Source organism: Sphingobacterium sp. LRF_L2 (assembly GCF_965644235.1).
Taxonomy (GTDB): Bacteria; Bacteroidota; Bacteroidia; order Sphingobacteriales; family Sphingobacteriaceae; genus Sphingobacterium.
In genome coordinates this window covers 195,223-206,111 of sequence record NZ_CBFFRI010000001.1, presented here as the reverse complement: position 1 = coordinate 206,111, position 10,889 = coordinate 195,223, and the positions used below count along the sequence as shown (strand labels likewise).

Genomic DNA, 10,889 nt, shown 5'->3' with positions numbered 1-10,889 from the left:
ACATTTTAACTCGGACGATAGTATACATGAAAAACTATATAAAAGTACTTATATAGCGCGAGTCACCTGTTATGGACAGGGGTCGGTATGCGACATTTTAATTTGATTCATCATAGTTTTTTTGGTTAGCAATGAATCAAATATATTTAGTAGTTGGTGGGAGCTGAAGGAAGAATTGATTTTTTTTAAGTGAGAACGTTCCCAAATTTTGGGAACGTTCTCACTTGGACGATTTTCTCTAAGTGGTATTTTGGAATTATAGCGATAAGTTCAAAAACCGTAGCCTTGCAGAGCAAGGACTACGGGGAACCGCTAAGTTATATTTCTTTTTCGTCGAACATTTTAGCGTCTCTGGTATTTTTTTGTACAGCAATTGCCGAGAATATACTTAGTGTAAAAGACATACCATAAAATCCTTTTTCACTCAGGGTCAGGTTTGCATTCCAAAGGCCTACCACTAGCAATATGATTGATGCTATTGTTGCAAACCAGCTTAAACCATAGTAGAGTTCTGTTACTGCCAATCCTTCAGACTTATCCCTTACACTTTTCTGAACGGAAATAACAGCGAATAGACCAAATAGCAGAATAGTGAAATAATATCCTTTTTCGTTGAGCTCCATTGCTGCGTTCCACAGTCCGACGCAATACCCAACGGTGCCCGTGAGCAGCGCAAACCAAGATGCACCAATGAAAGCTCCCGTAGGTTTAAAAGGATTTCTTACTTTTTCTTCGCGTTTTGTTGTTAATGCGTTTTCTTCAATTTGATTTTTTAGCGATTCCATATTTAAATGTTTTAGTGATTAATATGGAAGCAAATCTAGGTCTGAATACTATTTTCTGAAAGTGATAAAATGATAAAAACTGACGATATTTTTCGTTAATTTATACGAATTTATTTTTTATTTAAACGAATGGATACACTAGTAGAATTGGTAAATTTATTTAATGAATCAGATTTAAATAGCTTTAAAGAGTTTCTTAAGCACAAAAATAAACGTATTGATGTGAAGAATATCCGACTCTTAAATTTGATAAAAAATGACGATATAAATAATGAAAAAAAGCTTTATAAATCTTCTAAAAATAAAGATGCCTACCATGCCTTGCGTAAAAGATTACAAGATAATCTTCTGTTGTTTTTGTCTCAGCGAACTTTTGAGACCAGCAGTAATGAGGCGTATGAGGTTCTTAGGATGGTTGTTGTTGGTCGTTTTCTGCTCGAAAATAATCTGACAAAAGTTGCTTTTAAATGCTTGTCAAAGGCCGAGAAGTTAGCTGGGAAACTCGAGCAGTTTAACTTAATACATGAAATTTTGTTGTTAAAAATTCAATATGCCCATGTGGATGTTTCTGAATCTCTGGCCGCTATGGAAGAACGCTTTTTGGCGAACCAAAGTAACATGCAACGGGAGGTGAAGCTAAATTTAGCATATGCCTATCTTCGAAAAGAATTGAGTGCAATACATCATGGAGGAAAGATTGTTAATCTTACAGCGTTGATTTCGAATACAGTTAAAAGATATAAAATAGCTGTGGTGGATTTTATGAACTATAAGTCTCTTTACCAAATTTTATTTATTGCTAATGAATATGCGTCTATTTATCAGGATTACACACTGATAGAAGGGTATATACGAAGAAGCCATCGCTTTATTCAAAACCTAAATCAACATAATGAATCGCATGCATTTTATTACCTTTCTATTCTATATTACCTCGCAAATTTTAATTTGAGGAGTAGGAGGTTTTCAGAAAGTGAGGTCTGTTTGGCTCAACTTTTCAATTTGATTGAAAATAATAAAAGATATTATCAACTGTTTTACTTGCGTTATCAACTATTGGTTGCATTAAATCAATATTTTCAAGGTGAGTCAAAGCTCGCTATTGCTACTTTGGAAAAAGCTTTGAAGATGAAGTCCGTCAGAATATGTAAACAAGAGGATATAGAAGATCTGCAAATTTGTCTAGCTATGTTTTTAGCGCAATATGGTGATAAACGCTGCCTAAAAGAGTTGGCAAAGTTGAATCATACGGATGCATGGTATGAGAAAAAAATGGGTATGTTATGGACGATACGAAAACATCTGATGGAAATTTTGATTCATATACAATTTCAAAATATAGATCTTGCTCTTTCTAGATTGTCCAGTTTTAAACGGAAATATAGTCAATACCTTAAGAGTACGCATGAAGATCGTGTTCTGTTTTTTTTGAGCTTAGTGGAGAAATATCTTTTGAAACCGGAAATTGTCTTTTCGGCTACGTATCAAAAGACGGTGTTCTCTATGTTAGAAGCGAGAGAAAATAAGGATATTTTCAATTTGAATTTTATTGCATGGATTATTGCTCTTTGGGATAAGAGGACTTCCTATGAAATAACGTTAGATCTCGTTAATCAAGTTACAGATCATATTGCTGATTAAACTTGCTGTTTGCATTAGCACGTATCTCTTCCGTCTTGTAGACATCTTGATATAGATGTTGTTTATATAGAGAAAGTTGAAGTATACTGTCTTGAACATATCTGGTTTGTTTTTGCAGATATCGGCCTTAAATAGGCGACCATAATTTTAGGTTGATATACTCGATGTCTATGAAGTAAAAAAGAATAGTAAAATAGTGGGTACTTACTTTTATTGTAGGAAATTTCCCTATCTATTTGGATTTGTAAGTTTATCACCGTAGAATTGCATCGCTTCTTTATGAAGCATGTTGTTTTTTGGAGGATTTACTTGAGGGAGTTTTTTTGGAGGGATGCCCACTATATTTTCAATTGGTCACCGTACATATTCTACAGTACGGGTTAGCTTTAGCTGCTTTTCGATTGCTTATTCAACAAAAAATAAAGGATTAAACTAAACAACGGATGAATTGTCGTAAGTCTTCTTTCGAAGGCTACGGCATGTTCGATAATTACATATATGGAAACACAAACAACAAAACAAAATTTTCTAGTGCCCTTAATTACAATTACAGCACTTTTTTTTATGTGGGGATTCATTACGTGCATGAATGACATTTTGATTCCTTATTTGAAGCAACTCTTTAAATTGAGTTTTTTTGAGTCGATGCTGGTTCAATTTTGCTTTTTCGGAGCCTATTTTATTGGTTCTTTAGCTTATTTCTTGTTTTCTACGCTGATAGAAGATCCTATAAATAAAGTTGGATATAAAAAAGGGATAATTTTCGGTATTTTCTTGGCAGCTACAGGTTGTGTTCTTTTTTATCCGGCAGCAAGTTTATCTTCTTATGGTTTGTTTTTAGGTGCGCTATTTGTTTTAGGCCTAGGCTTTACGGTTCTTCAAATTACGGCGAATGCCTATGTCTCCCTGTTGGGTCCAGAAGAATCAGCTTCCAGTCGTCTAAATATGACGCAAGCTTTCAATGCCTTCGGTACCACAATCGCTCCCGTGCTTGGCGGACATTTGATTTTTGAATTGTTTTCTTCCTCTGACGGAAGTTTTAGTGCTGTAGCTACGCGTATTCCTTATTTAATTTTTGGAGGTATTCTGCTACTAGTTGCACTTTTAATTGCAAGAGTTAAATTACCTTCTTTTCAAACCGATGATGCGTTACCGGTCAAAGGATGGGGAGCACTTCGTTTTAAACACCTTCTTTACGGCGTGGGAACCATGTTTTGCTATGTAGGAGGCGAAGTTGCTGTAGGAAGTTTTATTATTAGTTTTTTAGAATTGCCCGATATTATGGGGTTTGATGAGGCAATAAGTAAAAATTATTTAGCACTCTATTGGGGAGGTGCAATGATCGGTCGTTTTTTGGGAGCAATATCTCTCAATAACGCATTAGCGAGTGGTAAAAAGATTATTTACATGCTCGTTACGTCGTTAGCTGTGTTTTTGATTATTTACGCCGTAGTAAGCCTTTCTTTTTCGCAGATTAGTTTCTTCTTGGTATTTATAGCCTTGAATTTTCTCGCATTCTTATTGGGGAAATCTGCGCCTGCCCGTACTTTGGTTGTGTTTGCTAGCATGAATGTGTGCCTACTTTTCTCCGCAATATTGAATACGGGAGAATGGGCTATGTATAGTGTTCTTGGAATTGGTATATTTAATTCGATTATGTTTTCGAATATCTATACTTTGTCAATTGCAGGACTTGGAAAATATACCAGTCAGGGATCGTCTCTCGTTGTAATGGCTATCCTAGGTGGGGCAATTGTTCCGATTATTCAGGGGTATCTAGCAGATAACATAGGAGTTCAACAGTCGTTTCTGGTGCCGGCTTTATGCTATATTGTCATTTTAATCTTCGGTTTGTACTGTTTGAAGACTTTAGGGCAGGTAAGAAATGATGGATTGTCTAAGGGAGGACATTAAATAATTCTGAAAAAGGCCGTTAGGCCTTTTTTTTATGAGTTATGTAGGGCATTCGGCCTTGATCCGTTCGTATGGTTCCGTAGAAAGAAACTTAATTAAAGTCAGGTGGGGAACTGCGTTATGTTATAAATGTTAAAACGGCTATGGAAGAATAGCTTAAGAATGGCTGGAATGCTTTAGATTTAAGCGGATTCGTGGCCAATAACGTTATGGATAGTTAACCTCAGTAAAAAGGTCAACTGATTTGAGATACCGTTTTAGCATGCATTTTAGCCCATCTGTGACTAGGTCTTGTGCTTTACAATTATTATCTTAGTTAACATGGGACAATATGCTGTCCCTGTTGACTGATTCATATTATGATAAATTACACTGAAAAGACTCGACCTTCTCTTTTAATCTTTCTGGTATTATATTCATTATTCCTTTGTACAGCATGTTCTTCGAATAAATATGCTATATATAACTCCGAATTACAACGTTTTGAAAGGGAGGCACGTATCGGGCTTAATGATGCTGTTGATGAATTTAATAGTTACGAAGGACGTCCAATTTCTGATGGACCCTTTAATGCAACAAATAATAAAGATTTTCTGCAAAAAAATGTCCCTCTTTTTATTTCTTCCAACGATACGATTAATAAGGTGTATAATTATAGGTGGTGGATGATTAGTAAGCATCTTCGGGAATATGAGGACGCAATAGATCAAAAGAAGTATTGGGTTGTTACAGAGTTTTTTGGTTTTAAGCCTTGGGCCTCTTTAAGCGGCGCAATAACCTGTCCTGCTGGACACCAATTTTACGATCTCAGGTGGTTACGAGATTCTAAGTATTTAAAATCTTATGCTGATTATTTCATGAGCGGATCGGCTTCGAGAATAAATCAGCGTGAAAATGGCAATTTTCTTACTTATTTAAGTCGACCAGAAAGTCATCATTTTTCCAGTTGGATGATTGATGGTATAGAGGCGTATCTAACCATACATCCTGACACTTTGTGGTTGAGGGAAATTTTGCCCAGTATGGAAAAGCATCAGACGATTTGGGATAGCCTTTTTACTGTAAAACGCGTAGATTCAAAGACAAACGGAATGTATAAGATATTAGATCTATATGATGGGATGGAGTTTAGCCTATCTGCTGTTTTAGGTTTGATTGAAAGTGGAGGACCTTATGCTATATATACAGATGAGACCTGGCGAAAGCTTTATCTAGGGTGGGGAACGACCGATGAGGTGGCTCGATCTTCACAGGCTAGGCAATATCCTAGGGCGTTTCGCAAGGGATATCCAGATTTTTATTTGGTGCGACCTTCTGTTAACGGATATGCTTACGCAAATTTAAGATCGTTGTCCAATTTGTATGACTTGTTAGGGCAGAAGGTAAAAAAGCGAGATTCCTCCAAATCATTGTATTATGCTGATAAAGCAGAGACATTGCAGCGAAAAGTCTTGGACGTGTTATGGAACAACGATGATGTTTTTTTTAATTCGTATAGTGCCGGAGATAATGAATTCGGTGTGCAAGATTTTGAAGCTAAGGTTCGCGAATCTGTAGGTTATACCCCCTGGTATTTTAATATGATTCCCGATTCCAGTTATCAGAAGTATGCTAAGTCTTGGTCGATGTTTGCTTCGGAAAAAGGCTTTTTTCATGATAAAGGGATGACTACGGCGGAAAGGCAGCATCCCTACTACAATGAACAAGCCTATGCCTGGAATGGGCGTGGGTGGCCGTTTCAAAATTCTGTTGTGTATAAGGCTTTTGCGAATTATTTAAAGAATTACAAAAAGGATGTTGAAAATAGTGATAGGATTTTATTGTATAACTACATTGAAAAGTTGGCGGTAATGCATGGTGTGGACGAGCCGAATATCGGCGAATGGTATATTCCGAGTGTTGGAGAGTCTTTTGGCGGTGAACAGGATTATTTTCATTCGACTTTTCCGGATATCATTATTGCCGATTTATTGGGGTTTAAAGGGTATCATGAGAACAAATTCTCGATAGAAACGTTGCTTCCCTATGAAGAGTGGGATTATTTCTATTTGGGTAAGTTATCATATCACGGGCACGATGTAGATATCATTTGGAAAAAAGATTGGAATGATAATGCGGTAGGCAATCAAAGTCGACTGTGTGTGTGGGTAGATAATAAACTGGTTGGAAGTGTAGAAGGTTTGAATGAGAAAATAGTTATTGAACTGAATGAGTGAAAGTACAGCTGTATTTAAAATTAACAAAATCTTAACTAAAAGTATGTCAGTAATTTAGGTTGTGTTCTTAATTTTAACCGACTAAAGATATTAAGTTATGAAAGCTTTTAATTTTGCCATTGAAAAGGCCGACAGTATTTTTTTAGCGGGTTTAGAATCTGATAAACGCGATGTGGAATATCTAAAAAAACGATCTTTTGAGCTATTGAATAAATTTAGGAAAGTATGGAATGAAGTGGAATATCAGGAATGGTGTACTATTCAGCGTTTGTTGCATAAATTGACGTAGATTTTTGTGGTTTGTTTCTATATTTTTTCTCAAATTTATAATTGAGGAACGAATGTTTTTTTAGATGGCTTGATGGAAATTTTAGCGAAAAGTCTTCAAATTAAAAAGTAATGATAAAATTCGGAAGTGCGGCGGTATTAGTAGCTTTGTTAACGAGTTGTAAAGATACACGTTATCAGAAAGTAGAAAAGTATTGGGCTCAAGATAGTGTAGCGATGAGGGATAGTGCCAAAGATCAGTCGTATTTTGATGAAGTCCACAGTGAAAAAGCACGCTTGCATGGAAAAGAGGTAAGAGTCAGAGGGAGATTAGTATATGAGTATGATGATTCTGCAATTTATCCATTTAATGATGAATCCGAATTTAAACCGATCTGGATTCATATCGAAAATGATGATCAAGATCTCCATTCTTTCTTGTTGAGTAATGATCAAGGTTTAGTGACTGTTGTAGGTGTCTTGGATACTTTAGCGTATTATGATAAAAGGCAGTATGGAAGTGCATTAAAAGATGTTACTTTGGTTAGCGTTACACATGTATTACCCGAATAATAATTACTGAAGCCCGTTGTTTCGTAGAATGGGCTTCAGTAATGTCAAATTTAATAAAATGTGGAGCTATTGAATATTTAGTTTTACGATAGTGTCACTCGATAGTCCATTTACAGAACCTCCATTATATTGTATAGTATATAATCCTGCTTTGTCGAAACGATAACCTTTATTTAATATAAATCGAACGGAGTCGGTCTGCCCAGGTGCTAAGGAGTGATAGGTGTCTTCGGGAGGTGGCATAACTCTTCTGGTCATTGCACCTATATAGCTTACTTCATTGCCTTTTTCGTCAGTAATCGTGAGGAAATTGCTCATAAATCCTTCAAACGGGGTGTGGTATTGCGTAAAACGTAGCGTGTCTTCTGTCGGATTATTGACTAAGAATAATACCGATATGCTATCTGTCAATGTAACCACACTATCAACCTCGAGTGAGGCAATCAATGTCGTATCAGTCTTCGACTTCATTTCTTCTGTTGATTGAAGATTCTCTTTTTTTGTGTTTTTGGTCTGGCATGCACTAAGAAATACGAATGCAAAGAGTAGAGGTTTCATCATTATCTTGTGTTTTTTAGTAGTGTATCAAAAGATGAACCAAAAATACGAAATGGTTCGTTAATTGTTCCGGACAACTGTCTGTCTTTTCAGTAAAGATAGCAGTTCTTCGATTTTGTAGATAAAAAAAAGGTTTTCAAACGGGGAGAATGAAAACCTTTAGCTAACCAATTATAAACCTAAATTATGATGATGCAAATATAGTGTAATTTTTACACTAAGTATAATTTTTTTTCTTTTTTTTGAAAGAAAATATATGCTTTGGGTTTCTTTGGGATTATCCATATTATTGCAAATAGGTGTTTGGTGGTAAGTGTTACCTTGTATTCAATTATGAAAAGGAGAGATCCTTATAAAAAAAACAGGGTAGGAAAGAAATGTATCTGTAAAATAAGATCAGATCGCGGCAAATGTGTATTAGGTTTTAACGTAGTTTTATTTTATTATAACAATTAGCACAGTTCAAATGAAAATGAAAGTTTTAATTACATCCTTGTTATTAGCAGGTATGTGTGTAATGGGGATGAATGGTTATGCCCAAAAGGCAAAGGTGAAGAAAGATATCGGTCTTCAGCTTTATTCTGTACGAAGCATGATGGGAAGTCATGTAGATCCAAATGCTTACAATACGGATTATTATCCAGTGTTAAAAAAACTAGCTGACATGGGATATACTTTTGTTGAAGCGGCAGGTTATCGCGATGGTAAGTTTTACAATACTTCACCGGAAGAGTTTAAAAAGAATGTAGAAAAAGCAGGTATGAAAGTGGTGTCTTCTCATGCTACAAAGGAACTGTCGAAAGAGGAGATTGCTTCGGGAGATTTTTCTGAATCTTTAGCTTGGTGGAAAGAATGTATTAAAGCACATAAGGCTGCTGGTATGATTTATATTGTTACACCTTGGTTAAGTGTGCCAAGCTCGGTTGAAGAGTTGGCGGTACAGTGCCGATACTTAAATGAAGTAGGGAAATTGTGTAAGGAAAATGGAATCAAGTATGGGTATCATAACCATGCGCATGAGTTCGAGAAAGTAGAAGATAAGGTTGTGATGTTGGATTATATGTTGGAAAATACAGATGCAGAAAATGTTTTCTTTGAGATGGACGTGTATTGGACTGTAATAGGTAAAGCAAGTCCCGTAGACTATTTTAAGAAGTATCCAGGACGCTTCAGTGCACTTCATATTAAAGACCATCGTGAAATTGGCCAGAGTGGAATGGTTGGATTTGACGCCATCTTCGCCAATACTGACGTCGCTGGAGTAAAGCATATTTTTGTTGAATTGGAAGAAATCACATCGGATTTGGAGACAGGTTTAAAACAAAGTATTGATTACCTATTGGCCGCACCTTTTGTAAAGGCTTCATACTCGACGAAGTAAGCAGAAAAAACTATAATAAAAAAAGAGTTTCACTATTGGGGTGAAGCTCTTTTTTTATTATAGCTTGTTTACAAATGAGGGATTGTATTTTTTGAGGTATTCTATAATAATCAAATAAAAAGGCCCCAAACGGGGAGAATGGGAACCTTTTACTAACCTAACTGAGAAACGAAAAGAACAGCGGAGGTGCTTCTGAATTGCGGGACGCCCGTACCCACTTCATTCGTCTAATTTTTCACCTCCTTTGAAATTACATTGAAGAAGTTTATCTTTTTGTGAGCACGCGGCCAGACTTCTTTTAATGAACTTCCCTGTTCGTATTACTAAACTCTATATAATTCTATCGGTGAGCAAATAAAAGTTTACGTTGTCGTTTTGAGGTGACGAATGCTCGTTTTACGGTGATGGAAATTGTTTGAAAGAGGCGGGCATAATCATCAAATAAATTCAAGCTGAATTGATTTGATGATTGTTAAAAAAAATGTTATATTGTCCTACGTGTAGAAGGTGTTTCTCACAAACCTTTTTGGACCTATTTTTCATTTTATGAGATTATTAAAAATTTTGTTGCCTTGGAGGCAGTGGATTAAAATAGAGTTATATAGTCTTTATTTTCTTTTTATGCAGTTCTCCAATACGAAGTTTTATACTTATGGCCAATTTTTTTCTAGAGCTATAGTCTCCGTTGTTTTTCTACTACTGGTTGACTTTATCTATTATCGTTTGTATAAGGATGTGCATATGCAGTTATGGAGAAATCTTTTCTTTGTATTAGTTGGTTTGTATATTTCTTTAGCTTTGCTAGGTTATCTTTTTTTTCATGGATTTGATAATATCATATCTGCGAATCTGTGGAATAAGGAGGTGCCGGCTACATGGATACTTTATCTAAAGAACTTTTCTCATTTCTTTCTTCAAGCGGCAAAGTATAGTCTTATTCTTTTTCTTTGCAAGGTTATCATCCGATTATTGGAAGAACGATTTTTGTACAACGCTGTTTCTTCTGCCAAGAACGGCCTCGCTCGACATTTTTCGTCAAATTTGATTGGGAAGGTGTTTAATTGGCTGGAACTTGGCGGTCCTATACCTGCGAGTCAGATAAGTTCTGTAGATGAACTATTAACATACAGTCTAGATACATATGGCTGTGAAAATATCCGTATGGTCCCACTTTCCGTAGAACAAAGATATGTATATGAACTAGCTGAGGTAAGAGGTGCTAATATCTTGATTGTTTTTCCTGAAAACGCCTGTGATATACCCATACCTGCGCTATTGCTAGCTTCTTTGTTTAAGAATATGTGTAAGCATGGTGAGGTAACTTCTGGGGATAAACTAGCTCTTTTTAAAGTTACTTATACAAAAAAGCAATTAAGTATTCTCATTGAGAATGAGAAGTCACAAGCAGGGAAATGGTGTAGAGGCTTTTCTGAAGGAGAGGGCATTAAAGGTATTAGAGAGATATTGAACGCTGTTTATGGAGAGAATGCCACAATGACTATATTTTCTACTGAGACTACCTACCGACTAGAATTAGAAATAATTACAAATTAA

9 protein-coding genes are annotated in these 10,889 nt (G+C 35.9%); 7 read left to right on the top strand and 2 right to left on the bottom strand.

Annotated elements, in window-relative coordinates; genetic code table 11:
* Positions 1–317: 317 nt before the first annotated feature.
* On the bottom strand, positions 318–785 hold the full coding sequence (gene yiaA / locus ACSZOX_RS00925; protein ID WP_437917859.1) for an inner membrane protein YiaA: 468 nt from the start codon (positions 783–785) through the stop codon (positions 318–320).
* Positions 786–914: 129 nt separating this feature from the next.
* On the opposite strand from yiaA, the gene ACSZOX_RS00920 reads away from it, so the two are divergent.
* The 5 genes from ACSZOX_RS00920 to ACSZOX_RS00900 all read left to right on the top strand — a co-directional run bounded on the left by ACSZOX_RS00920 (position 915) and on the right by ACSZOX_RS00900 (position 7,396).
* The gene (locus ACSZOX_RS00920; RefSeq protein ID WP_437917857.1) at positions 915–2,426 is read left to right on the top strand and encodes a hypothetical protein; all 1,512 of its coding nucleotides are present in this window, start codon (positions 915–917) and stop codon (positions 2,424–2,426) included.
* A 498-nt stretch (positions 2,427–2,924) separates the two neighbouring features.
* A complete protein-coding gene (locus tag ACSZOX_RS00915; RefSeq protein WP_437917855.1) occupies positions 2,925–4,340 on the top strand; it encodes a sugar MFS transporter in 1,416 nt (471 codons plus the stop codon).
* Positions 4,341–4,699: 359 nt separating this feature from the next.
* On the top strand, positions 4,700–6,556 hold the full coding sequence (locus tag ACSZOX_RS00910) for an MGH1-like glycoside hydrolase domain-containing protein (RefSeq protein ID WP_437917853.1): 1,857 nt from the start codon (positions 4,700–4,702) through the stop codon (positions 6,554–6,556).
* A 97-nt stretch (positions 6,557–6,653) separates the two neighbouring features.
* Positions 6,654–6,845, top strand: a complete 192-nt coding sequence (locus ACSZOX_RS00905) for a hypothetical protein (RefSeq protein ID WP_437917851.1) — start codon at positions 6,654–6,656, stop codon at positions 6,843–6,845.
* A gap of 110 nt (positions 6,846–6,955) precedes the next feature.
* The gene (locus tag ACSZOX_RS00900; protein ID WP_437917849.1) at positions 6,956–7,396 is read left to right on the top strand and encodes a hypothetical protein; all 441 of its coding nucleotides are present in this window, start codon (positions 6,956–6,958) and stop codon (positions 7,394–7,396) included.
* Positions 7,397–7,462: 66 nt separating this feature from the next.
* On the opposite strand, the gene ACSZOX_RS00895 is transcribed toward ACSZOX_RS00900, so the two are convergent.
* Positions 7,463–7,957: a hypothetical protein gene (locus ACSZOX_RS00895; protein ID WP_437917847.1), complete on the bottom strand. Its 495-nt coding sequence runs from the start codon at positions 7,955–7,957 to the stop codon at positions 7,463–7,465.
* A gap of 463 nt (positions 7,958–8,420) precedes the next feature.
* Here ACSZOX_RS00895 and ACSZOX_RS00890 point away from each other — a divergent pair, with 463 nt between their 5' ends.
* Both ACSZOX_RS00890 and ACSZOX_RS00885 read left to right on the top strand, forming a co-directional pair.
* Positions 8,421–9,335: a sugar phosphate isomerase/epimerase family protein gene (locus tag ACSZOX_RS00890; protein ID WP_437917845.1), complete on the top strand. Its 915-nt coding sequence runs from the start codon at positions 8,421–8,423 to the stop codon at positions 9,333–9,335.
* Between the two features lie 546 nt (positions 9,336–9,881).
* Entirely contained in the window at positions 9,882–10,889 is a 1,008-nt protein-coding gene (locus ACSZOX_RS00885; RefSeq protein ID WP_437917843.1) for a hypothetical protein, read from the top strand.